The organism is Pseudoalteromonas sp. S2755 (assembly GCF_005886535.1).
Classification (GTDB): domain Bacteria; phylum Pseudomonadota; class Gammaproteobacteria; order Enterobacterales; family Alteromonadaceae; genus Pseudoalteromonas.
Window position 1 is genome coordinate 27,573 of sequence record NZ_PNDS01000037.1, and the last position, 26,954, is coordinate 54,526.

Sequence of the window (26,954 nt, forward strand, 5' to 3'; positions counted from 1 at the left end):
CCGATGCTGAAAAAGCTATCGTGCAGCCCCACTTCTGGTGCGCCTGTTAAGGTTTGATAGAGCGCGATTAACTGTCGCTGCAACGCACTTGTCACCTCACTACTTTTGCTTTGAGAAGTTAATGCCAAAGACTGTAATTGTTGGCGGTCTACCTTGCCATTACTCAGGGTGGGTAAGTGTTGGCAAAGCTCTATCCAGCTTGGGATCATCGGCTCAGGCAAGCGACGCTTCAAGCCTTGGCGGATCACCTCACGCAGATTAGTTGCGGCGCACTGGCTGCCATCAATACTTACCACAAAAGCAACCAAGGCATCTTGTTTGCCGAGCTTGCGCACCACGACTGCAGCCTGCGATACCTCATCAAGCGCTACCAGTGCAGCTTCTATTTCATTAAGGTCAACGCGGTAACCGCGAATTTTCGCTTGTTTGTCAATTCGACCGAGAAATTCAAGCTCGCCGCTCGCATTCAGCCTAACGCTATCACCACTGCGGTAAAAACGGGCGCATTGGGCACTATGTTGCAAGCTACTTGTAAACTGAGCTGCGGTCTCTGAAGGCGCATTTATATACCCTTTGGCGAGGCTCGGCCCGCCAATATAGAGCTCACCGGGCATGCCAGCGGGTGTTGGCTTCCCCTGTTTGTTGAGTACGCAGGTAGTAACATGTGCCAAAGGCGTACCGATTGGGTAACTGTGGCCGGTTAGCTTGCTGTCTGTGACTTCATGACAAACCACTCCAACACAGGCCTCCGTCGGACCATAATGGTTGAAAATACGCGCCGAGGGCGTTAGCGTGCGAATGCTATCAACAAGCTGCTCACCCAATGCTTCTCCACCTAACACCCACTGCGAAATAGCGGGCTTTTGCTCAGTAAACTGAGGCAAAAGCACCGCGGCAAAAGAAGGGGTTAATTTAATCAAGTTAACTTGCTCAGCCACTAACTTGGCTGCGATTTCAGCCGGTTCCGGCGCTTGGCTTGCAAGAGTCAGCACCACAGTGCCGCCATGAATAAGCACCGGATAGACAGCCGTTAAGCATAAGTCCGTGGCAAGCCCTGTGACCACGCCCGCTCGCGTATCTTGGTTGTAACTCAATCTCGCCGCGATGCTGCTGCAATAGTGGCTCAGCGCGCCATGGCTGATCTCAACCCCTTTGGGCACACCAGTAGAACCAGAAGTAAACAACACATACGCGCTATCATCAAAACTTGGTGAATAAGTTTGCTGCGGCGCTTCTTTGTTTTGGCTCAGCTCACTATAGTCAAGCGTCTGAATGTCCGCATCTCGTAGCGCTTGGCAAAGTGGCGTTTCGACACTTACCACCACCGTATTACAATTAGCTTGCGCTAGCATTTGTAGCGCTCTGGCAGTGGGCATATTGCCATCAATAGGTAGATACGCGCGGCCACTTTGCATTACGCCAAGCATAGTGACAATGTCACTCATATCGCCCGTTGTTATCAGCGCAATGATTGACGCTGGAACATCTAAGTTGTTGGCAATTTGCAAACTTTGGGCATACAACTGCTGATACGTCAGGGTCCGTGATGCTTCGCCATTGGTACTTGGCACCACCACTGCAATCGCCTCACCTTGGGTTTGCGCTATATCTCTGATTGCTTGCGGCACAAGCGCCGGTTGGCTGATGTTGTGATTGATATCCGCCGCCTTTGTCGGTACGTTCGTTGATTTGAGCACCAAGTCATCAATCGGCAGCGCCTCTTTAGCACAGTAGCACTGGACGAGTGCCAAATAATCATCGGCAAATTGCTGAATAAGCGCATGGTCATAAAGCCCCGTTGCATAAACAAAGTCACACACAAGGGCATCATCCGTATCATCAACAGATAGGGTTAAGTCAAATTTCGCAGTGCCATTATCAAGAGCAATTAACTCGGCTTCTAATTGGTTATTTACCGACACCTTATTACTGGCTACACCATTGTAGTTAAATAACACTTGGAACAAGGCGGAATGCGCTGCGGATTTGGGTAGCTCTAGCGCTTCAATGATATCTTCCACGGCAACGTTTTGATTACTAAGCCCTTGCAATACTTGACCTTGTAGTGCCTTAATCGCCTCACTTATGGAGTGTTCACCGTTTATCTGTATTCGCAATGGCAAGGTATTAATAAAGCAGCCAAGCATAGCTTCAAACTCGCTTTGCTGACGATTTGCAACCGGCACCCCTACGGTAATATCGGCTTGCTCACTGTAGCGATAAAGCAAGATGTAAAACCCCCCAAGCAAGGCGGTAAAATGTGTTACGCCGTCGCGCTGGCAGGCTTTATCTAATTGTTGTATTTGCTCCGTATTAAACGTACAACGAACCGTGCCACCTTGGTACTGCTTTTCTTTTTTTCTTGGATAGCTGGTGGGCAATTCAAATGGTGTAAATACCTCTAACTGCTCAGTCCAATAAGCCAATTGCTGTTGATAGTCTGGGGATTGTCTTAATTGTTTCTCCCAGTGTACATAGTCAACATACTGTAATGCTGGGGTGTCAAGATACATCTCCGTTAGCTCATACAGCAGTGCGTTGATAAATACATTCACGCTCCAGCCATCACTAATAATATGATGCATGTTAACGAGTAACCAGCGGCAAGCAGTGTGAGAGTTACTCACTAAAGCCGTCACTTGCAGCAGCGACTCGTTGGCAAGATCAAACTGATACCGCACAGCCTGTTTAATCGACTCTGTTAGCTGATTGGGTAGCGCTTCTTCATCCACGGTCATCACAGCAATTTTCATCGCTTCAGCAGGTTCAATTTGCTGCACCACCTTCCCTTCAACCGTGGTAAATCGTGCTCTTAAAATATCGTGCTTGGCTACCAAGCGGCTCAATGCTTGTTCAATGTCCGTGACTAAAAATGGCTGCGATAATTTAACTAGCCCAGCCATATTGTATGCCGCGGTGCCTCCTTCATACTTATCAATAAACCACATTCTTTGCTGCGCAACAGATAGTGCAGTAGATTGCTTTTGTTGCCCCTGAAGGTAGGTGATAAGCGCAGTTTTGTGCGTCTTTATCTTATCCAGAATACCCTCAGGAACCTGCCTAAGCGGTGTTCTAAGTTTTAATTTATCCTGTTGTAAATAAACATAAATCTGTTGACGGTCAAGCTCATCTAACCACTGTTTCATTGCAAAGTTATCCATCATTACAAGTCCATCTCCGTCATAGATTTATCACTCAGAGCAGCACTCAAATCGCGATCGCTCACAATATCACTGACTTTCTCTACGTTTGGCGTTTGCGTATCCACCGAAATAGCATCATGAGCTTGTTTTAGCGCTTCTATACACTCGGCAAGCTCTGCAATACAGGCATGTTCAAAGATGTCGCCAATGGTCAATTTAATATTGAAAGCTTGGTTGAGTCTCGATACCAACTGCATACCAATCACCGAATTGCCACCGCTATCCACAAAACGTGCTGTGACGCCCAACTGCTCAACAGGGAGTAGCGAGATATAGTGCTGGTGCAGCTGTTTTTCTGTTTCAGTGCGGGGAGTCAACGTGCATATTTCTGAGGCTCTTTCTGCCACTGGCTTTGGCAGTGCTTTTCGGTCGCGCTTACCATTTGGCGTCATCGGCCACTGACTTAACCAGACAAAATGCTCTGGCACCATGTAACTTGGTAACCACTCACCGAGCGCTTGGCGCAGCCGAGGCGAAGACCACTCGGTAGATAGCTCACCATCATCAACGATATACCCACATAGACAAGAGCCTGTTGCTAGTGTTTGCACGCAAACATCGACTTCACTACTATTGAGTATCCGCCCCAAGTGATGGCTAATATCACCAAGCTCTATACGGTGACCATGGAGCTTAATTTGGTTATCTAAGCGCCCTTTTACTTCAAAACGGCCATCAGCTAACCGTCTCGCTTTGTCTCCCGTTTTGTATAAACGGCGGCTAATGGAAGCTGTAAATTGATGATTGATAAAGCGCTGCTCGGTCAGCTCCGTTTGATGTAAATAGCCCATAGCAACGCCACTGCCACCAATGTATAACTCACCCCATACGCCATCGGGTAAAGGCAACCCTTCACCATGACACTCGGTTGGGAGCACAAATAAGCTGGTATTTTGTATCGCTTTACCAATGGTTACCGCTGCGGCATTGTCGATATGTGCCACCGCCGACCAAATCGTGGTTTCGGTTGGCCCGTATAAGTTATAAACCGCTTTGCTGTGACTAAGTAACTGCGCGGCCAGTGCCTGAGGTAAAGGCTCGCCGCCACTCCACACTTTGATGCCAGAGGTACATGCTGGCGCCGCATTTAGCAGTAATTGCCATAACGTTGGCGTTGCCTGCATCACAGTTACCTGTTGCTGCTCGATAAGCGCGCCAAGCACAGCAGGATCGCTAATACTTTCATCACTTGCCAGCACCACAGACGCACCAACCAGTAATGGTCCAAACAATTCTAGCAAGGCAATATCAAACGCCACCGTGGTGATAGCCAATAAGCGGTCATCTGCCACCAGCCCCGGCTCACGACACATAGATGCAAGCAAATTAGCAAATGCCCCGTGATTGACTTCAACGCCTTTGGGTCGGCCCGTAGAACCTGAGGTATAAATCACGTACGCTCGCTGCTGAGCTTGAATTAGCAAGCTTGGGCTGCGAGTCGAACTTCTGGCAATTTCTTCCGCATCGCTATCCATGCAAACTCGCTTTAAACCACCATGGTTGAATAACGCAGACTCCGCACCGGTGGCATCACACAGCACAACTCTCACTTTGGCATCATGCAAAATATGCGCGATGCGCTCGTCAGGAAAGGTAAGATCAAGTGGTAAAAATGCCGCCCCTACTTTCATCACCGCCATAAGTGCTATCAACAGCTCCGCCCGACGTGGTAATGCTACTGCCACAATACTATTGGGCGTTACCTGCTGCTTCATCAAATAGTGAGCGAGCTGATTAACACGCGCATCTAGCGCTTCATAACTGAGACTCACATCATCCGTTACCAATGCTGTACGCTTGCTGCAACGCGACACATTGTGCTGCCACGTTTCAATGAAACTCGTCGCGACTTTGACCGGTTTTTCTTGTTGCAGTGGCAACTCAACCAATCGATACACATCATCGCTACTTTGTATCAGCTCATTTTGAGCCCCTATCGGTGTGCTGCCTTGAACCTGCGATAGCAAATGGACAAACTTAGCCACATACTGAGTCATTAATTCAGTATCAAATTGCGCAGTGTGATATTCCACTAACAGTGACCACTGCCCCGCAATACAGGTCATATTTGTCGTCAGTTCAAATTGGCCAAATTTAGCGACACTTGGTTGCACCTCAACTTGCAGCCCGTTAAAGCTCGGCAAAGTGGTAACTTTATCTAGATTAAACAAGGTGCTAGGTAGAATAAGCTGGTCATCAGCAAGGCTTGCATACGGGTGGGTTTGGTGATCAAAAGCATCAAGTAAAATATTTTGCACCCACTGTACTAGCTCACCGATAGTGCTAAGGCCAGCTATATCAACCACAATCGGTAAGATATTGGTGCAATAGCCCAGTAACGCTTGGTCGAGTAACTCAGGCTCAAACTGTGATGCCAGTCGTTGCCTATCTGATACCGGCACACCGACACTTATCACCGTTTGCCCACTTAACTTGTGCAGCCACAAACAATAAAGTGCAAGCATGGTTGCAAATTGCCCACAGCGAGAAGACTGAGCAAGGGCCTCAGTGTTTCGGATTGCACTCGACGAAATGGGTAATGTGAGCTGATTAACTTGGTATGAAGCCGCACTCACCGTCGTTGATTTTGGCAACTCAAGTGGTGTTGAACTCGCTAAGCATTGATGCCAAAAAGCTTGGTTTTTTGCAGCTTCCGGTGAATGCGAATATGCCTGCAAACTATCAACGTAGTGTCTAAAGGAAACCGCTCGGCTTGCCACTTCATTTTGTTTTGCATCTTGATTGTAGCGCTCAGCGATTGCAGCCAATACCATTTGTAGTGAAAGTCCATCGCAGATCACATGATGAGCCATCACACTTAGATAGTGCTGCACTTTGCCATCACTCAACAGCGTCACTCTACAAAGTGGGTCTTTTGCAAAGTCAAACGGTTGATAACGCAGCGCGGATAACCGCGCCTGCAATGCTGCTTGGTCGTCTTCGCTCCATGATTCAACATGCAGCTCGGCTTTTTCCACTCGGCAATATTGCATTAAGCGCTCACTATCAACACCAAAACGCAAGATTGGGAAGTCGCGGCAGAGCGCAGTAACGGCTTGTTGCAACCGCGCTAAGTCGAGCTTACCGGAGAGCTTTACCGTCGCTTGTAATTGATATGCGCTCGCTCCATCGCTTGAGGTCAACGCCAGCGCTAATAGCTGTTGCTGGCTATGGCTAAGTGGAAATGCAGCATCGTCATCACGTTGGCTCGCTTCACCAAAATAACCCGCACGTTTTAAGCTAAGTACACTGGCTTCAACTGCATTTATCACCGCTGCAATGTCTTCATCTGTATGGGCGGCGCTGAAAAAGCAGTTTCGTCCTTCCCAGATAAACACACCGCGATCTAGCATCTCATAAAAAAACACATCAAGATTTTGCGAAAAGCGAAAACGGAATAATGAGGCAAACGCTTCTATTCGAATAGGCACGTCATGGGTTTCAAAAAACGCATTGAGATGTGCTTTAAATGCCGCGGTTTTGTCGTTGATCCCTTGTTGTAACGCCGGACCTTGCGACTGAATAGCTTGCAACACCGCTTTGGCGCTTGCCATAGTCATTGGATGTTTGCAAAAAGTCCCAGCAAAGAAGGTAGTATCGGCCAAAGGGTAAGAGTCATCTCCGTATTGCCAATTGCCTCCGTCAATGGCATCGAGGTAGGTAGCGGCCCCTGCGACCACACCGATAGGCATACCACCACCGACGATTTTGCCGTAGGTTGCCATATCGGCCTTAATGCCAAGCAAACCTTGAACACCACCGGGATGTGCTCTAAAGCCAGTGATCATTTCGTCAAAAATAAGGGCAATACCATGTGCTTCAGTGAGCGTACGTAGTTTACGTAAAAATGCCCAAGGCTGATTTTCAGGATGACGGCTTTGTACCGGTTCAACAATCACCGCGGCAATATGTTGCGCCTCTCGGGTAATGATCTCAAGCGCTTCATCATCACCATAAGGTAAGACAAGGTTATCGGCGATTGCGCCATAACGCACTCCAGCACACATTGCCTCTACGCCTTGCTCTGGCGACTCAGTTGCTAAAGTACCATCATAGTGACCATGGTACGCACCTGAGAACTGAACAATTTTATCGCGCTTGGTCACCGTTCTTGCCAAGCGGAGCGCCGTCATGACCGCCTCTGTACCAGAGTTACAAAACGATGCCCGCTCAAGCCCAGTCAGCTCACAGATAAGTGCGGCGACCTCGGGCGCATCAGGACTTGCAAGCCCCAGTTGCATACCCGCTTCAAGCTGTTGCGCCAGTGCTGCTTTGATAAAGTCAGGATTATGACCAAATAAGTTAGTACCAAAGTCCATGGTGATATCAATATAGCGATTATCATCAATATCCCAGATATATGCGCCCTCACAGCGCTTAGAGAACACCGGATAAAGTAGCTCTTTGCTCGACAGTCTAAAACCCGCCGAAGCACGGCAATCCGCAAGGCGTGCGCGATATTCGCTCACTAGCGCTTTTGAACTGTGTGTTTTCGCAATGTAAGAGTCACTCAATACAGCAAGATGTTGGCGTATAGCTGGGCTGCTATTGGCACGCTGCACTTGTTTTTGCTGCGCGCCTGGCAACACAGATTGAGCGCTGCTCAGCTGGGGTTTTGATACCACAGTTGCTGTCGTAGTGACCGCACTGTTTTCAATTTTTACGCCCTGAATATGGCGTAACTGCTGTCCCACCACAGCTTCTAACGCGGCTCTCGCTTCGGCGTTGGTTACCGTGCTTGCCGCCTGCAATTGCGCCTGATAGATAGCGACAAGCGTGTGGTTGTCAGCCTCTACTACACTACCTTTTGGCGTATCAGTCGTTATCGATACAGGTGATGGCAAACTACCAGCTTGTTGTGAACCCTGCGGCGCTTTGAGATAGTCACTATGGCGTTGAATATAGGCCACTAACTTATCGACATCGCTGAGCTCTTGATAAAATTGACGAACACTAAACTCTAAACCGAATTCCCGCTCATATACTCTAACGGCCTGCATAATCATCAACGAATCAACCCCCATTTCTAGCAACGGGAGGTTAGTTTGGATAGCATCAGCGGGCATCGACAAGAGTCCCGCTAAGGTATTGAGCACAAAGCTGCGGATCTGAGCATCACGGTCACTTGTATCCACCACAGTCAGAGCTTCGGGCTGTGATTGTTCAGTACCAAAAACCCAGTATGAGCTGCAATCAAATGGATATTGCGGCAAACTCACTCTAGCGCTCGGGCGATTGCCATACACCTGTTGCCATTCGAGCGCCCCGCCTAAATCAAGGTATGTGCCTAAACACTCGGCGAACCTCATGCAGTCATCGCCTTTGGGGTGCAATACATGGGTATAATTGAGCGCTTTGTTATTACTGTTTTCTTGTAGTAAGCCACTCAAAATAGGTTTGGGACCAAGCTCAATCGCTAAGCCATGCTCTAGTGACTCAAGCGCAGTTACACAGTCAACAAAGCGAACCGGTGACTTAGTTTGCTCAACCCAATACTCAGCTGTTGCAATGCGTGCGGTCTCTACTTGCCCCGTCATGGATGAAACAAAAGGCAGCCGAGGCTGTTGGAATCTAACCTGTTCAGCGACTTTCCTAAAGGCGTCTAGCATGGGGTTCATCAGTGGAGAATGGAAAGCGTTTGCCGTATGCAGCGCTTTTACTTTAATTTGCTGTGCTGCAAGCACATCACTGAGGGCTGTGATTGCTTCATCAGCACCGGAGAATACGACCCCAGCCTCACCATGGAAGGCTGAGATCACCACTTGCTCCTGATACTCGCTCAAGCAATTCTGTGCGGTTATTTCATTACATCTTGCGGCGATCATGCTGCCTTTTATCGGTAATTCATGCATTAGCTGACCACGCGCTGCAATCAACTCAACGCCATCACGAAGCGAAAACACACCCGCAATGCAAGCCGCTGCATACTCACCAACGCTATGACTGAGCAGCTGAGATGGCTTTACTCCATAATGCATCAATAAGTTTGCCAAGCTATATTCAACGGCAAACAAGCTCACTTGCGTCCAACGGGTTTGTGCAAGTAGTTCACTATGCTTTTCATCGAATAACACATCCAACAGGCGAGCACCAAAGCGCTCGCCAACCAAACTATCAATGTCATCTAAGTGCCTGCGAAACACTGCGTGATGTTGATATAAAGCGTGAGCCATTAAGGGGTATTGCGAACCTTGTCCGGTGAACAAAAACGCAACTTTTGGTGGAGTATTTGCCGAGGACTGTTCAACAATCATGGGACTATTCAGTTGCGAAATCAGTGCTTCTCTACTTACACCGATGAACGTTTTATGCACACCTTTAAGCGCCACTTGCTCGGCATTTTGTGCGCAGAAGTCATCAAATGCTTGAGGAGTCGAACTCAACAATCGTTCACTATAGTGACCAGCAAGTTGCTGCAATGCTGCTTTCGATTTAGCAGCCAGAGGCAATAGATAAAACGAAGGCGGTGTTACTTCCGCTTGTGTGTCGGATTTAGGCGCTGGAGCCTGTGCGCAGATCACATGGGCATTAGTACCACCAAAACCAAAAGAGCTTAATCCAGCGGCTCTGATTCTCCCCTGTTGTACGGGCCATGTCTGCATGTTTTGCGGCACCATAAACGGGAGCTTTTGCCATGGAATATGCGGATTTAACACCTCACTATAACGCTGCGCAGGAATTTGCCCATGCTGTAAACACAGTAGCGTTTTGATAAGCCCAGCAATACCCGCACCGGACTCAAGGTGACCAATATTCGCTTTTACCGCACCGAGAATAACTGGATCATGACGACTATGGTGTTCTCCATACGTGCGGTTTAATGCTGTGATCTCGATAGGGTCGCCAAGCTCCGTACCCGTACCATGGGTTTCCACATAGTGGATATCTCCCGCCTGCATCTTGGCATTATCAAGGGCGGCATTGATCACCGCCTGTTGCGCGGCACTATTTGGCGCGGTAATGCCATTGCTGCGGCCGTCTTGATTAATTGCACTGCCTTTGAGTACACCAACAATCGGGTCGTTGTCTGCCATGGCTTGTTGTAGCGGCTTTAGCATCACCACCCCAACTCCTTCACTTCGCACATAGCCATCCGCTGCCTGCGAAAAGGTTTTACAATGGCCGTCTGCTGCTAACATCTGTGCGTTTTCACAGGCCTTAGTCACATCATCGCTCAGAATAAGATTAACGCCCGCCACCAATGCCGCGTTTGTTTCTCCATTTCTTAGCGCTTGAATTGCATGGTGAAGCGCCACCAGCGATGACGAGCACGCCGTATCAATTGCCACACTTGGGCCGGTAAAATTAAAACTATAAGAAATGCGGTTTGCAGCAATGCTCAGCGCTGTGCCTGTGCCTAAATACGCGTTACTTTTTTGCTGTTGTTGCGACAATAAAAAGTAGTCATTTTGCGATATACCAACGTACACGCCAATATCGCTACCTGCGAGCGTGACTGGTTGGTAACCAGCATGCTGTATGGCGTGATAAGTCGTTTGAAGCAGTAATCTATGTTGGGGGTCAATATGCTTAGCTTCGAGTGGCGAGATCCCGAATAATGCAGCATCAAACTCATCGACATTCTCTAGATAGCCACCGAGACGGTCAGCTTCAAGGTTAGGGCAAAGCTGCTGACGCTTAGGATCTGGCGTGGTGATCCCATCGCCCTGCTGACTTAACAGCTGCCAAAATGCATCTAATCCATTTGCTGAAGGATAACGACAGGCCATGCCAATCACGGCAATATCTGTATCCGCAATATGTGCAGTTCGGCGGGAGGCTTGCTTCTTATTCGCTTGCTCATTAGTACCTTTCGACTCGTTAAGCTCAGTCTGCCCTAGAGCTTGAGTTAGCGTACTAAACTGACTTAAATACTGGGCTAGTTCGCGAATTGAAGGGTATTCGTAAAGTACCGTAGGCTCAAGATCTAGCTGGTGTACTTCCATTAACTCCCCTGAGATCCGTACCGCTTTCATCGAATCTACACCTAACGCCAAGAATGGCGCGTCGATATCCAAACTACGCGCGGGCTTATCTATTTCTTGTGCGACTAAATCTTGTAATAACCGCTGAATTTGCTGTAGTGACGACGAGGACGATGGCGCCTCAGCTTGTTGTGGCGTAGCTTCTTCACGGGCGCGCGCAATGACTTCAAAGTTACCTGCTAGGTAACTACGCTTATTCTCTTGGCGCTGAATTTTACCGCTCGATGTTTTATGAATGCGACCGGGTTTTATCAATACGATGTCATAAGGCGTAATGCCGTGGTGCTCAACGATCGCAGCGGTGATCTGCTGTAATACCTGCTCAGCATTTGACTTTCTTAGTGCAGTACGCTTTACCTGTTGTACTATCACCAAACGCTCTTCATCACCATTAGCGGCGACCGAAAACGCTGCGCCGCCATTTTGTTCTAAACTATCGCTTGCTTCTGTAACCGTAAGCTCTATATCTTGCGGGTAGTAGTTTTTACCGCGGAAGATAAGTACGTCTTTGGCGCGTCCTGTAACGAACAATTCCCCGCGCTGGATAAAGCCTAAATCACCAGTACGAAGATAATCTCGCTGGTCAGCACCTTTAATTCTGGCATGAAACGTAGCCTCGGTTGCCGCTGGGTTATTCCAATACCCTTTTGCTACACTTGGGCCAGTTACCCAAATTTCTCCGGTTTCACCATCATTGCAGACTTCAAAAGACTCTGGGTTAACAACCGCAATGCTATGCTCGCCCCAACTCACGCCAGAAGATACGGCGTAATAAGGCTGCTGGTCATCAGCCACATCTAATGCATAAAATACATCTACTACGTCTTCATCTGCGACTAGTTCGGTTTTACCCTGCTGTAGCTTGGTCGCATCAATACGTAATATTCTTGGCTTTTCTAGAAGACGGCCACCGGTTGCAAATAAGGTGGTTTCTGCCATGCCGTAACAAGGTGAGATACTCTCTCTTTGTAAGCCACATACTTTAAACTTTTGATAAAAGCGCTCTAACGTGCTGGCACGCACTGGCTCTGCGCCATTTAATGCCGAGCGCCAATAGGACAAATCTAAGTCTTTAAGGTCTTCATCTTTAACGGTGTCCACACACAGGTCATAGGCAAAGTTTGGCGCGCTTGACGTTAAAGCTTTGGTTTGGGAAAGCAGCTTTAACCAACGCAGTGGTTTTTGCAGGAAATAAGCCGGATTCATCAGCGCAGCTGTCGCACCGATGTAAATTGGGTGCATAATGCCAAAAATCAGTCCCATATCATGGAAATGAGGCAACCAGCTTACAATCGCAGAGTTGCTATCATGACCAAACGCTTCTTTCATAAGCGACTGATTATCAAGAATATTGTCGTGGGATACCATCACGCCCTTGGGTGTGCCCGTCGAGCCTGAGGTATATTGCAAAAATGCCAGTTGCCCACCATGAATGTCCGCTCGAGGCCACTGTTGAGTGGTCGATTTAAGTGCAATGTTATCGGTAGTAAATAGTGCTAACTGCGCTAGGCTTGGCTCAGAATCAAGCAATGGCTTGGCGATTTCATTGATCTTTTCACTGGTAAGCGCACCTTTGGCACCTGCGTCTTCAATGATAGCGCGCAGACGATCAACGTTTTGATTCTTCTTGGGTGGATAAACCGGTACCGCAATGATCCCTGCGTATAAACAAGCAAAAAAGGCTTCAATAAATTCAAATCCAGAGTTGTACAGTAACAACGCTCTGTCACCCGATTCAAAATATTCACTCAATGTCTCAGCAATGGATGCTGCACGTTCATGCAGTTCTTGGTAGGAAATGGTTTTACTTGGTAATGCCTCATCGTAAAAATACTGATAGGCAATATCTTGAGATCGAGTACGCGCTAAACCCGCGAGTATAGTAACAATATTTGTATTCATGCCATCCCCATAACTTGGTTGGGATTCCTTTGGCAACAGCGCGAGCAGTATCAATTTGGCTTGCGACAGTTAACCATCAGTAACGTTGTAAAAAACCAATCAATTACTTAACCGCAACAAACACAGTACCCACTTAAGTAGGAAAACGTTTGTAGGGTATATCTATAAAGGTTAACTAACCGCAAAACCGCGAGCCAAGTTAATCAACAGCACCTTTTGCTATTTGCTTACAGCATTGCTGTAATTACTCACTGTCACTTTAACGCTTGAATATGGCAACTTTTTTACCACCTTTGTACACGGGGGTGACGACATCAAAGTCTCAAATAGAGTTATAAAAAAGACCAAACTGAAGCTGGTAAATCACACACAACTTGTGTGACTTCACATCAACGACTCATGATCTGTACTGAAAAAGGCTAGCACAAGAAACTGATAAATAAACCGCCATATTAACAAAAAAGTAAATTAATCCATTACACAAGATTACACTGAACCATTTTTAGGAATTTTTTATTAGGTAGTTATAGGAGAGTCAGAACGATGTGTTTGCTTATTAAACAAGCCTCTGTTTTAGAAACACTTTTGGTAAAAATCAGAAATACAATCTAGCCTGGTATCAAGGCTACGAAAATAAAACCAGTGCAAGTCTCATATTTTTGCACTGGTTTTATAGCATCAAACGATTACTTTAGCGAAGGTGAGGTAGTAAACGGCTTCACGCCAATCGCTTGGTAAATTTCAGCAGGCTTAAACGCTTGCTCACCTTTGATCACCAATGCCGCTTTTTGCAGTGCTGTAATGTCCTTAAGAGGATCGCCGTCGATCAACACTAAATCTGCTACTTTACCCTCGGCAATTGAACCGGTTTGATGTGCGACGCCCATCAATTTGGCACTATCTAGCGTTGCCATATTCAGCACGTCAGCCGCAGGAATGCCCGCATCGACGTAAAGCGCTAGCTCACGGATCAAGGTAAAGCCTGCAATGTTATCCGTTCCAGGTACCATTGGCACACCAGCATCATAGAGCTTTTTCAGCATTTTTTGCATCGCTTCACCCGACTCTTTGTAACTTAGCTTAAACTGTTCATCAACATGCATCTCAGCTCCTTTTAAACCACGAGCGAATGCAATTGGCATATGCTCTGAAATAGCAGCATATTCTGGATTGATCTTTTGATCTTCTGTCATCAATAAACTTCTGAATGTAGATACCGTCGGATCCACAACGATGCGCTTATCGCTTAGTAGCTTAATGAACGCATTCATCTCTGGACTATCGAGTGATAAACCTGACGCTTGCTCTCCCATCAGTGAAAACCGCTTTTGTGTTCTGGTATCCACTTCTTCACCCGCAAGGAAATTCAGGAACAGCATATTAATGTGCTGAATCTCATCATAGCCATTTGCAATGGCTTGCTCTGCCGTCATAAACGCGGGCACGTGACCGCTAAGTCTCAATCCACGACTGTGCGCACGCTCAGAGATAGGTTTTACCCAGTTCGGATCGATAGAAGAATATAGCTTCACTTGAACATAGCCATTATCGGCAAAGAAGTCGACCGTCTCAAGCGCTTCTTCCAGTGACTTTACACTTAAGCCAGCTGAGTTTTCGCTGTATTTATCCATAAAGCCAGCACGGTACACGCGAGAACCCAGCACCTGGTTGGTATTAAAGAGCGCTTCAATTTCCATAATATTGTCATGATCGTTCCCCATATCTCTAACGCTGGTAACACCGTTCGCAATATTAAGAATACCGTTATCTTTTGATAAATGACCGTGCATATCCCAAAGCCCTGGGATCAAGGTTTTCCCTTTTCCATCAAGGCTAGCTACGCCATTTTGTTTTTTAATATGTTTAGTTATTTCTACAATCTTGCCATTTTTAATCAACACATCATGGTTTTTCAGCAGTTTTTTCTGCTCACCATCAAAGACGGCAACATTTTCAATAAGTAATGCAGGGACATCGTGTGTCAGCTTACTTGCGAGGTTTTCTAAATGCTGCTGCTCGGCTTGTTTTTGAATAGCCTCAAGTTCTTCGAACTGTGATTTGGTATAGCCGTCACGCAAGACATACATTGATCCCCAACTTTGTGCGAAGTAGTTACCATCGTCGTCATACCATGCAAAATTAGGAGTAAGACTAAGGCCACTCGTTACTAATAGATGAACGGTTTGTTCCCCCAACTTCATCGTCTTCATTTTTTCGATAAGCATTTTGCCTTGAGGGTAAACATCTAATTCGTATTTATTATTTTTTAGAACATAACGCATCGTCGCGTTATCTAGTGCAAGGCGATTATTAGACGGTACGTAGAAATCGAGTGTCGCATCAGCCTTAATACCTGATTCATTTATACTTTTCCACTGCGCAATGCCTCTGTTATAGCTAAACGTTTCATCAATTGCGGAGCCAAAAGCAGAACGCCCTTTAAGACTAAAATTGATGGGTAGTCCTTTTTCATTCAACTTTAAGGTTTCATCAATTAAGATCCGACGGTTGTTCCAGCCGAACTCAATTTTGGCTTTATAGTTTTGCTCGTCGATTTTTTCTTGGGTTAGCGTACCAGCTAAGCCTTTTTCTGAGTAAACATTATTGGTAATAGTGTCAGCAAATACCGCCCAACTTTGGGTAGTTAAAAGCGCCGCAACGAGTGTCGACAAGGCACTTCGCTTTGTTATTATTTTTGTCATCTTCTTATTCCTTAAATTTCCGTTTAACAACAATGATATTACATCAAGATAACAAAAGCGAAATGCTTTAACTGTTATAATTCGTGTTAATTTCACCACCCAGTCAGGCTGTTAATAACCCGCTGCTTGGCCATCTTTTCTTGTTTCGGATGCACCGTAGTACACTCCAGTTTTACCGTCTCGCATAATCGCTTGATAACCGCCATAAGGACCAACTGCTTGTTGTAATTTGTGGCCCTTTTTTATCAACTCTCTACGGGTTTCCATCGAAAAGCCCGACTCGAGACTGACATACCCTCCATCAATCATGATTTCACCGGTTGGTTGCGATGAACCACTATGCAAAATTCGAGGCGCATCGCCCGCTTCTTGTAGATTCATACCAAAGTCAATCATGTTAATCAGGATCTGCGCATGCATTTGCGGTTGAGTCGCGCCTCCCATCACGCCATAACTCATCCATGGTTTACCATCTTTTGTGACAAAGGCAGGAATAATGGTATGAAATGGTCTTTTACCGGGCGCATAACCGTTGTAGTGGTTTTTATCTAACGCAAATAGCTCGCCTCTATTTTGCAAGACAAAGCCAAGCTTAGCTGGAGTCATACCCGATCCCATACCACGGAAATTACTCTGGATCAGCGACACCATATTCCCTTCCTTATCAGCAGTCGTGAGATAAATGGTATCCCCTTCTATAGGACCTGCATGATCGCGTTTAGCTGCTTTATTTGGATCAATCAATGCACGTCTTTTATCTGCATATGCTTGCGAAATAAGCGTCGCGACTGGTATCTCATTAAAGTCTGGATCGGCGTAGTATTTTGCCCTATCCGCAAAGGCAAGTTTTTTTGCTTCAACAAAGGTATGAATATACTCTGGGCTGTCGAACCCCATTGCCTTGATATCATAGCCCTCTAAAATATTGAGAATTTGCTGGGCGGCAATGCCCTGACCATTGGGAGGTAGTTCCCATAAGGTGTAGCCACGATAATCAGCACTTACAGGGTCAACCCACTCACTGTGGTGCTCAGCCAAGTCTTGGTAACTTAAGTATCCACCATTGGCCTTCATGTAGCGGTCGATTTCTTTAGCAATTTCGCCTTTATAAAAGGCATCGCGGCCTTTCTCTGCAAGTAACTCATAGGTATTTGCGAGTGCGGGATTTTTAAATATCTCTCCCTTTTTAGGCATTTCTCCCTCAGGCATAAATACTTCTTTAAATCCAGGATATTGCTCACGAGCCGACACCGAGCGTTGCATATAATAGGCAATCAGCTCAGAAACTGGAAAGCCGCTTCTAGCGTAGTCGATACTGGGTTGAAGTAACTGTTTCATTGGCAGCTTGCCAAATTTGTCGTGCAGTTCAAACCAACCATCGACCGCTCCGGGCACAGAAACAGGAAGTGGCCCATAACTTGGAATTGTATCTCCCTGTTGTTGTAACTTTGCAAGCGAAAGACTTTTTGGTGAGCGCCCTGAAGCATTGAGACCAAATAACTTTTGTTGCTTCGCGTCCCACACAATAGCAAATAAGTCGCCACCGATCCCGCAACCTGTAGGCTCTACTAGGCCAAGCATAGCATTGGCTGCAATTGCAGCATCTACAGCGCTTCCGCCTTGCTTCAACACCTCTATCGCGACTTGTGTTGCCAGCGGCTGAGAAGTTGCCGCCATGCCTTGAGTTGCAATAACCTCAGAGCGGCTAGCAAAAGCTTTTCCCGTGATCCTATCATAAGCCAGAGCCGCTGAACTTACAGAAGCACAAAGCATACTAACCAGTGTGCACTTAACTACCTTATTCATCACTTTTCTCTTTTTGTTGTTTTCTTTTTAACCAATATAAAAAGCCAATTCGCTTACAGCAATTCATTTGCGATCAAAGCGAAAGAAAACGAGATTGGACCTAATGCGAAAACTCAACATTCCATCGCTATAGCGCTTGATCTACCACAATAATATTCGCTCAAATTTGATACAGGATTTTACGGCTGAACTACACTAGTGATAAATCACTCTGCAGAAAAAATAAACGCGTTCGTTCGCGCAAGAGCAAGATCCATAGCATAGGTAATAGCATTGAAATAAAAGCCTAATCGGAATCGGGGTAATTGAATTGGTTATTTATGAGTAATCGGATTATTTCTATCAATTTAAAACAAATACTAACTTGGGGCACGGTACTCTGTGGCTTGGTGATCTCGTCACTTATTATATCTATTTCATATATCAGCCAGCGAGACACGCTTCTCAATACCTATGAGGCAAAGCTAAGACAAGATTTATCCCATTTAGGTAGACATCTATACACTGAATTTGTGGAAGGCAGCAATAACCAAATCAGTCTGACCCTTGAAGATTATTATTCTGACAGTAAATACAAAGCGCTTTTCCTTATTCAAGGAAAAACGCTCATCAACGAAACTCAACATTCAGCGATTGGACTACAAATATTTAATCAGGTTATCAGCCAGGAGCAAGCCACTGCAACACTACGAACACTTGATCTCACTGTGGCATTTGATCCTAACCAGCAGCACTTTCTCGCAGCCATTCCCATTTCACCTAAAGTGCCTGTCCCTGAGTCCGATAATTTAGCTAGGCTGATTGCAATTTATGACGTAAGCACCATTTTTCTCTCGTTAAAGCAACAATTAATAACGAAGGCGAGTATTTTGACGGTATTTTTAATACTCATCATTATTGCGCTACTAAGCTTCACCCATTATTTCATTCACAAACCAATCAAAAGGTTGATCCAAGTAGGTGATGCCTTATCCTCTAAATCTTTGAGCAGTAGAGCCGAAATCGTGGGACATGGCGAGCTTGGAGCCCTTGCAAAACAATTCAATGTGATGGCACAAACGTTAGAGAAAAACTGGCAACAACAATTACAAATCACCCAAGAATTACAGCGCCGTCACGCACTTATTAATAGCGTTTTTGAGGCATTACCAGATCTTTTCTTTATCATTAATACGGATGGTACTATCTTAGAATGTCATACTGGAAAATCAGACGACTTGTATACGTCACCTGAGCATTTTATAAGCAAGAAAATGACGGAGGTGCTGCCTTCTCACGCAGCAAAACAATTTAGCCAAGCCATCAAGTCTACCAACCTGCAACATCAATTAACCCAAATAGAGTATCCACTAACTATTGCTGATCAAGCGAAACTGTTCGAAGCTAGGCTCTCTCCGATCCCTGGGACCGATCAGTTGGTTATCGCAGTGCGTGATATCACAGAGAAAAAGCGCCAAGAGGAAGTCATCTTACACCACGCTTTTTATGATACATTAACTGATTTACCAAATCGTTTTTTAGCCATGGAACGGCTAGCACAACAACTACTTGACGCCGAACGAAACGATGAACTTGCAGTAGTATTTTTTATTGATTTGGATGATTTTAAAAGGATCAATGACTCTCTCGGACACGAAATGGGCGATCAAGTTCTCCTTGCTTCAGGAGAAAGGCTCAAGCAATCGCTACGTGAACAAGACACCGTGTCACGCCTCAGTGGCGACGAGTTTATTGTGTTAATGGGCGGATTTAAACATACCTCAGACATTTCCTCTGTTGCCGATATGCTCATCAAACTTTTTCACCACCCCATTATTATTGGCGATAAAGATTTTAATATTTCAGTCAGTATCGGCGTTGCTATCTATCCCTTGGACGCGAACTCTCCCCAAGAGCTACTTAGCTGCGCTGATACCGCAATGTACAATGCCAAAAGTAATGGTCGCAACAACTACTGTCTATTTAATCAAAAGATGAGTCAACAGCTGTCTCGACGTATTGAAATTGAGGAGGCACTGCGCGTAGCACTGAATGAAAACGAGTTAGAATTGTTTTACCAACCTCAGTTTTATATTAAAGACAGTGATGTATTTGGCGCAGAAGCTTTACTCCGCTGGCACAGTAAAACATTGGGTAATGTCTCTCCTGCGGAGTTTATTCCCGTTGCGGAACAAAGCGGTTTGATCATAGACATCGGGTTGTTTGTGCTCTCAACGGCTATTAACCAAGCACACCAATGGCAGCAACACTTAGCTCCCGGCATCCGCATCGCAATCAATTTATCACCAAGGCAGTTTAAAGATCCAAGCCTCTTAAAACAGATAGAACTATTGGTACAAGATATCCCAATTGCCAATCGCTTTATCGAGTTGGAGATCACCGAAGGCGTACTAATCTCTGGGCAGGCGCAAGTAAAACAGACCCTAACTCAATTACATCAGTTAGGATTGAAATTATCTTTGGATGATTTTGGTACGGGCTATTCGTCACTGAATTATCTCCGTCATTATCCCTTCGATTTCCTCAAAATCGACCGCAGTTTTATCAGCGATATGCTTATCACTCAAGAGTCTAAAGCACTAGTTAAAACCATTATTGCCATGGCGCATAATTTATCGATGAAGGTAGTCGCCGAAGGCGTGGAGACGCTGGACCAATTGCGTTTATTACAGCAGCTGGAGTGTGATTTTGGTCAAGGGTATCTGATCAGCAAGCCGCTTTCTGCAGCACAATTTGAAACCTTTTACCATACTAAGATCGAATCAGTTAAGCGCTCTTCTTAGCAAAAAATAACGTGTGAAAGTAACATCGCTCCCGAATATCCACTTAAGATAATAAATCAGGGTAAACACAAGACTAATAAAAATAATATGTTAGTATTGCAAGGCAGTGTAAGGATTTTGAATCATGAATATAGAGTTACTAGTTAGCAAAGCCAAGCAAGTATGTGACAACCGTGGAGCACGATTTACTCCTATTAGAGAAAAAGTATTTAGACTACTTGCCTCTAAACAAGGTGGTGTTGGTGCATACGACTTACTTGAAGAGCTCAAGTTGACGGAAGCGGCTGCAAAACCAGCTACCGTATATCGTGCCTTAGACTTTCTTTCTGAGTTGGGCTTTATCCACAAAATTGAAAGTACTAATGCGTTTATGCTTTGCCACCACTTCGATCACACACATCCAGTGCAGTTACTGATCTGTGATAGCTGCGGTAACGTTCAAGAGTTACACTCAAACACGATTTCGCATGAACTAAACAGCCTCGCTGCAGAAACTGGGTTTGTGGTTACAGAGCAAACCATCGAGGCTCATGGCCGTTGCGAAAAGTGTAAAGATTAAGTGCAGTGAGCAAAAAAGCCCACTACACTTATCACTAAGAGCGACACTAATTTATTAAAAATGCGTAAGGGAAAGTCCATATGAATGTAGAATTCATCAACCCCTTTTTATCATCTCTAATCAATGTATTGGCTACTATGGCGCAAACAGAATTGACGCCTGGCAAGCCAAAAGTGAAAAAAGACGAAGTCGCACAAGGTGATGTTTCGGGTCTGATTGGCATGGTTGGCCCCCAAACAAAAGGGTCATTTTCGATCACCTTTGAAGAGAACCTAGCGCTAACCATTATGGAGCGTATGCTTGGTGAACGCCCAGACTCCATAAATGAAGACGTCACTGATATGGTTGGGGAAATCACCAATATGGTCACTGGCGGTGCTAAAAATCTACTCGGCGAAAAAGGTTACGAGTTTGATATGGCGACACCAGTTGTCGTTTCAGGCCCGGGTCATACCATCACCCATAAATGCGATGGTCCTAAACTTATTATGCCATTCACCTCTCCTGACGGTAATGCCAATATCGAAGTCAGCTTCGACAAACTCGCCTAACAGCTAAAAACACACGTTACTTTATGAGTTGGACTCAAAAACAAATTACCTTGAAGCCTCGAAAGCGAGGCTTTCACTTGGTAAACGATGAGATTATCTCGCAGCTTCCTGAACTATGTGACTATCGTATAGGGCTGTTGCACTTGTTTATACAACACACCTCCGCCAGCCTAACAATTAACGAAAATGCCGACCCAACGGTACGTATGGATATGGAAAGCCACTTTAATCATTTTGTACCTGAGAAGCAAAGCTACTACCGCCATGATTATGAGGGCGACGACGATATGCCAGCACATATTAAATCCAGCACCTTAGGATGTGAAGTAACGATCCCCATTTTTGAGGGCTGCCTGCGTGTAGGTACTTGGCAAGGTATTTATCTCGGTGAGCATCGTGACCATGGCGGTGCAAGACGCGTCATCGCAACGCTTCAAGGTGACAGAAAAGGTTAGCCGCTCAGCCTTCGATGTATTCGTAGCTTACTCTTGGGGTGACATTACACAGCAGCTCATATGGAATAGTACCTGCACATTGCGCTATTTCTTCTACTGGCAGGTTTGGTCCCCACATTTCCACTTCGTCACCCACTTGAATACCATTGGGATTATCACCAATATTCACACTGATCATATCCATAGACACGGTGCCAACTATGCCGTAACGCTGGTTACCAATAACCACTGGAGTGCCAATTTTAGCGTGTCTGGGATAACCGTCTCCATAGCCAACACCAATAACGGCAAGATAGGTGTCCTGTTCACATTGCCAACGTCCGCCATAACCTACCGCCTGATGCGCTCTCACTCGCTTGATGGCAATAACTTTAGTGGTCAGACGCATGACAGGCTTTAAACCATGTTGCTGGCCAACACGCGCAAGCATAGGCGAAACGCCATAAAGCATTAGGCCTGGACGGATCCAATCGCCATGAGATTCAGGCCAACCAATGACCCCCGCGGAGTTTGCCAAACACAATGGTGCGTGACTTTGGCTAACTAAAGACTTAAATAGTACTTGCTGTACTTCGGTTTTATTGTCTTTGATATCATCGGCACAAGCAAAGTGTGTCATTAAGTGGATTTTATCAGCAACATTTTTTGAGCGCTTAAGGCGGGCATAAAACGCTTCAAACTCTTCAGGCTCAACACCGAGGCGATGCATACCGGTATCAACTTTTAACCAAACTGTGAGCGGCGCATCTAAACTAGCACGCTCAATGGCTTCAAGCTGAGAAATGTCATGCACTATGGTTTGCAAATTATTAGCAAGTAAAATAGGTAAATCAGAAGGGTGAAAAAAACCTTCCAACAGGACAATTGGTTTAGTGATTCCACCGGTTCTAAGCGCGAGCGCTTCATCAACTCTCGCCACAGCGAATGCATCCGCATCTTGCAAATGCTGCGCTATTTTAACCAAACCATGACCATAAGCATTGGCCTTAAGTACCGCCATAATCTTACTGTTTGGCGCCAGTTTTTGCGTTAGCTGTAGGTTTTCTCTCAGCGCGGTTAAATCTATTTCAGCACTCGCTAGTCGCATTTCACTACTCAATTGACAGTTAATATTCGTCGTCCATGGCTGGACCTGCATAGTTATCGAAGCGAGAGTATTGACCTTGGAACGTTAACCTAACCTTACCGATCGGACCGTTACGTTGCTTACCTATGATAATTTCGGCCGTGCCTTTGTCTGGACTATCATCGTTGTAAACTTCATCACGATAAATAAACATGATTAAGTCGGCGTCCTGCTCGATAGAGCCCGATTCACGTAAGTCGGAGTTTACTGGGCGTTTATCTGCACGTTGTTCTAGCGTACGGTTAAGCTGAGAAAGCGCGATAACTGGACACTGCAGCTCTTTGGCTAGTGCCTTTAATGAACGAGAAATCTCGGCAATTTCAAGCGTACGGTTATCCGAAAGGCTCGGTACGCGCATAAGCTGCAAGTAATCCACCATGATCATGCTGATCCCACCGTGATCGCGTGCAATTCGTCTCGCGCGTGAACGCACGTCTGTTGGCGTAAGGCCGGACGCATCATCAATGTACATCTTGCCTTTTTCCATCAGTAAGCCCATGGTAGACGACAGGCGTGCCCAATCATCATCATCTAATTGCCCGGTACGTACTTTAGTTTGGTTGATACGACCAAGTGAAGCGAGCATCCTCATCATGATCTGTTCTGAAGGCATCTCTAGCGAGTAAATCAGTACCGGCTTATCTTGCGTCATCGCGGCATGCTCAGCCAAGTTCATCGCAAAGGTGGTTTTACCCATCGACGGACGCGCTGCGACAATGATCAAATCAGAAGGCTGTAGTCCTGCCGTCATCTTATCTAGGTCGCCATAGCCTGTACTTACCCCAGTAACACCATCTTGTGGAGATTGGTAAAGTTCTTCAATTTTATCGACGGTTTTCTCTAGGATGCTATGAATACTTTGCGGACCTTCGGTGCTTTTAGTGCGCTGCTCAGCAATCTTAAATACCTTGCTCTCAGCTAAATCTAACAGCTCGTGGCTATCACGTCCCTCAGGATTAAAACCAGCTTCTGCTATTTCATTCGCCACACCAATCATTTCGCGAACAACCGCACGCTCACGGACGATACTCGCATATGCATCAATGTTTGCAGCACTTGGCGTGTTTTTAGCAATCTCAGCAAGATAGGAGAAACCACCTATGGTTTCTAACTGATTATTCTTTTCTAGATTCTCAGATATCGTGATTAAGTCGATAGGCTGACTAAGCTCTACCAGCTTCTCCATTGCTTCAAAGATCAGCTTATGGGTTCTGGTATAAAAGTCATGAGAGACCACCAATTCCGCAACACGGTCGAAGGCTTCATTATCTAGCATCAAGCCACCGAGCACAGATTGCTCAGCTTCAATTGAGTGCGGTGGAACTTTTAAGGTATCGACTTGTATATCTGGTTTAGCCATATCACAACATTGAGAAATTGAAGGCCCTCTATTGTATCTGGTCTACCCATAAGTGCAAATAACAAAAGGCCAGAGTTTGGGGAAACTCTGGCCTTTTGTTGTTCTTATTGCTCTATTGCTTCACTAGTTACGCTTTAGCTCAATATTGCCACTAACGGTATCGATTTCTACATCTGCATTACCACCGTTAAGCACAAATTCAAGTGAACGAGCTGGACCATATTTGGCTTTTTTAACTTGATCTGAACTTAGCTCATTGGTGATATGGCCGCCAGAATGCGCGTTGACTTCAAACCTTGCTGACACATCCGTAGGGAAATAAAGTTCAATATCGCCGCTAACGCTGTCCATATTTATATTGGCATTATCCAGTAACTTTGCTGCATATACTGCTATTTCGCCGTTAACGGTAGATAAGCGTAGGTCTTTTAACTCTGCCATTTTTAACTCGACTTCGCCATTAACGTTTTCTAAGCGCAGCTCGGTTGCAGTGGTTTGCGTTTTAATTTCGCCATTAACCGCGTTAAATCTGAGCTTACCGCTCGAAGCGATATCCTCAATGTCCCCATTGACGGTTTCAAACTGAATATTGCCATCTAAGTCACGACTATCAATATCACCATTTACGGTTTCTAATGCAATTTTACCGCTGATTTTACTCGCTTTAATATTGCCGTTGACCGTTTTAATACGGGCGCCTGCCGTTAAATCAGCAGCTTCAACATCAACCACCACCCCTTCAAAGTTTAACTCACTACTACGGGGCATATAAATGGTGAGTGTAGAACCATCACCACCGCCCCAACTTTTATAGCGTCTTGGCATCTTCACGATAAACTCAGTCACCTCGCCAGAGGTTTCTAGTTTATAACCCTCGGCTTTATCGTCTAACTCGCCAGTCACTTTAAAAACGTTTTTATCCCATGTTTTTATCGTTACATCACCGCGCTGATTCTCGATGATAACTTTACCATTTGCAGGAACCGACAGTTCTTTATCGATAGATTCTCCGGCGAACACTATCGCAGGTAGCGCCGCTAGGCTAATAATTAATGCTTTCATCCTAATTCTCCTAAATTTGTTGCCAACGAGGTTGGTGAACCTTATTGATTAAGTCGAGTTGCTGCTGATAAACCTGAGCTAACATTTTTAACAGCGCAGCGTTCTCAGGATCTTGCTTTAAAGACAACTTAATCGCTTGTTCCGCCTGCTCGAGCTCTTGCAATTGTGTCTGCCAATCAGAAGTCAGCGCTGGCTGCGTTTCATATTGAACCAGTAAAGACTGCTTTTGCTGCTCAAAAAAAGCGCTAATATTAGCTAGTGAGTCTTGCTTAGGCTGATTCATAATCACTTGCCAAGCGAGTAAACCCGCAATAGTACACGCCGCAATACCAGATAACTTTTGCCAATTACTTTGTTTTGGCGGCTGCATCGGTTGTGCTTGATTGATTGCACGCTCAACGCCTTGCCATAAGTCACGTTGTGGCTTTGGCTGCGACTGTTCGTCATTCAGTGCGGTATGCATAAATTCATCAAAAGATGGTTTAGTCATTGTTGTACCACTCCTGTAATAAGTTACGTGCTCGGTGATATTGCGATTTACTCGACCCTACGGCCATGTTTAACATATTGGCAATTTCCTCGTGGCGATACCCTTCGACAGCATGTAATACGAAGACCAACCTGGCACGTTCCGGCAATCTGACAATGAGTTTATCTAGGCCGTTTAGCTCTCCTAGCTGCTCAGCACCTTGCTCATCCAGTCCGGATTGTTCAAAGCTTACGACCTTTTGTAACCAGTTTTTTTGCTTTCTAAGATAGCTGATAGCAATATTACTGGTCACACTATGAAGCCAAGTCGTAAATTGTGATTGTCCTTTAAATTGGTCTATCTTTTGCCACAATTGCACAAAAACTTCCTGACATGCATCTTCTGCATGAGCGGGCTCAGCGAGCAATCTAAGACACAATGCATACACGCGACGGTGATGTTGCTCAAATAGTTCGCGAAATGCACCTTGGTCCCCTTGCTGGCACCTAGCCACTAGCGCATCGGTTTGTTCTTGTGTAAATGCCGCTTTGGCATTAATTATCATGCGTCTGTTCCTTTGGGTTGATACCTTCATCTTCGCATATCGAATGGAACAAACAAAGTCACCAACGCTCAATTGCCAATTTCTACTCTTTTGTAAAGTACTTATTTAGACGCGGGCGAAATCAGAAATGGTTTAAACGGGTTGGAAAAAATTTTACTTTTTTATTTGGCCGTAAAAAGTGGAGCCTGACGCTCCACTTAGGAAAGTTACTCAGCGCTTTTATACCAGTTGTATTAAGTAAATGATCTATCTTGAAGCGGGGAAATAGCTTTAGTAGCACCGCTCTCGCGTCCTGCTACCGCTAAGGTACCTATATCCATATAGGCAAGGCAAAAATTTTGCTATTTAGTTGTTCTAAATGAGAAATTTTTAACGAAGCTAATATGCTATTTCACCCTTCAAATTGATTAGAGAATTAATTCAATT

Annotated in this window: 13 protein-coding genes (1 of these 13 only partly in view); 4 read left to right on the forward strand and 9 right to left on the reverse strand. The window is 45.5% G+C overall.

Annotated features, from left to right (window positions below; genetic code table 11):
* The 4 genes from CWC03_RS07630 to ggt all read right to left on the reverse strand — a co-directional run.
* Positions 1-3,164 carry the beginning of a non-ribosomal peptide synthetase gene (locus tag CWC03_RS07630; RefSeq protein ID WP_138581250.1) on the reverse strand. It extends 6,664 nt beyond the left edge of the window, so the window shows 3,164 of its 9,828 coding nt (coding positions 1-3,164); it begins with the start codon at positions 3,162-3,164; its stop codon lies beyond the left edge, outside the window.
* Entirely contained in the window at positions 3,164-13,090 is a 9,927-nt protein-coding gene (locus CWC03_RS07635; RefSeq protein ID WP_138581251.1) for a non-ribosomal peptide synthetase/type I polyketide synthase, read from the reverse strand. The genes CWC03_RS07630 and CWC03_RS07635 overlap by 1 nt, the downstream gene beginning before the upstream one ends.
* Before the next feature lie 686 nt (positions 13,091-13,776).
* Complete coding sequence (locus tag CWC03_RS07640; RefSeq protein ID WP_138581252.1) at positions 13,777-15,792, reverse strand: amidohydrolase family protein; 2,016 nt, start codon at positions 15,790-15,792, stop codon at positions 13,777-13,779.
* Between the two features lie 111 nt (positions 15,793-15,903).
* Positions 15,904-17,598 (reverse strand): gamma-glutamyltransferase, encoded by a 1,695-nt coding sequence (gene ggt, locus CWC03_RS07645; protein ID WP_138581253.1) that lies wholly within the window; start codon positions 17,596-17,598, stop codon positions 15,904-15,906.
* A 320-nt stretch (positions 17,599-17,918) separates the two neighbouring features.
* On the opposite strand from ggt, the gene CWC03_RS07655 reads away from it, so the two are divergent.
* The 4 genes from CWC03_RS07655 to CWC03_RS07670 all read left to right on the forward strand — a co-directional run bounded on the left by CWC03_RS07655 (position 17,919) and on the right by CWC03_RS07670 (position 21,946).
* Positions 17,919-20,381, forward strand: coding sequence for an EAL domain-containing protein (locus tag CWC03_RS07655; protein WP_138581254.1), 2,463 nt, complete (start codon positions 17,919-17,921; stop codon positions 20,379-20,381).
* Between the two features lie 124 nt (positions 20,382-20,505).
* Complete coding sequence (gene zur / locus CWC03_RS07660) at positions 20,506-20,940, forward strand: zinc uptake transcriptional repressor Zur (RefSeq protein WP_010368795.1); 435 nt, start codon at positions 20,506-20,508, stop codon at positions 20,938-20,940.
* Positions 20,941-21,020: 80 nt separating this feature from the next.
* Positions 21,021-21,491, forward strand: a complete 471-nt coding sequence (locus CWC03_RS07665) for a chemotaxis protein CheX (protein ID WP_010607100.1) — start codon at positions 21,021-21,023, stop codon at positions 21,489-21,491.
* Between the two features lie 23 nt (positions 21,492-21,514).
* Positions 21,515-21,946 (forward strand): secondary thiamine-phosphate synthase enzyme YjbQ, encoded by a 432-nt coding sequence (locus tag CWC03_RS07670; protein WP_138581255.1) that lies wholly within the window; start codon positions 21,515-21,517, stop codon positions 21,944-21,946.
* A 4-nt stretch (positions 21,947-21,950) separates the two neighbouring features.
* On the opposite strand, the gene alr is transcribed toward CWC03_RS07670, so the two are convergent.
* The 5 genes from alr to CWC03_RS07695 form a co-directional block, all read right to left on the reverse strand.
* Entirely contained in the window at positions 21,951-23,033 is a 1,083-nt protein-coding gene (alr, locus tag CWC03_RS07675) for an alanine racemase (protein WP_138581256.1), read from the reverse strand.
* Between the two features lie 19 nt (positions 23,034-23,052).
* Positions 23,053-24,432, reverse strand: coding sequence for a replicative DNA helicase (dnaB, locus tag CWC03_RS07680; protein ID WP_017217222.1), 1,380 nt, complete (start codon positions 24,430-24,432; stop codon positions 23,053-23,055).
* A 123-nt stretch (positions 24,433-24,555) separates the two neighbouring features.
* Positions 24,556-25,494, reverse strand: a complete 939-nt coding sequence (locus CWC03_RS07685) for a DUF4097 family beta strand repeat-containing protein (RefSeq protein WP_138581257.1) — start codon at positions 25,492-25,494, stop codon at positions 24,556-24,558.
* A gap of 10 nt (positions 25,495-25,504) precedes the next feature.
* Positions 25,505-25,984, reverse strand: a complete 480-nt coding sequence (locus CWC03_RS07690) for a hypothetical protein (protein ID WP_138581258.1) — start codon at positions 25,982-25,984, stop codon at positions 25,505-25,507.
* The gene (locus tag CWC03_RS07695; RefSeq protein ID WP_138581259.1) at positions 25,977-26,528 is read right to left on the reverse strand and encodes an RNA polymerase sigma factor; all 552 of its coding nucleotides are present in this window, start codon (positions 26,526-26,528) and stop codon (positions 25,977-25,979) included. Before CWC03_RS07695 ends, CWC03_RS07690 begins: the two co-directional genes overlap by 8 nt.
* Positions 26,529-26,954 lie beyond the last annotated feature (426 nt).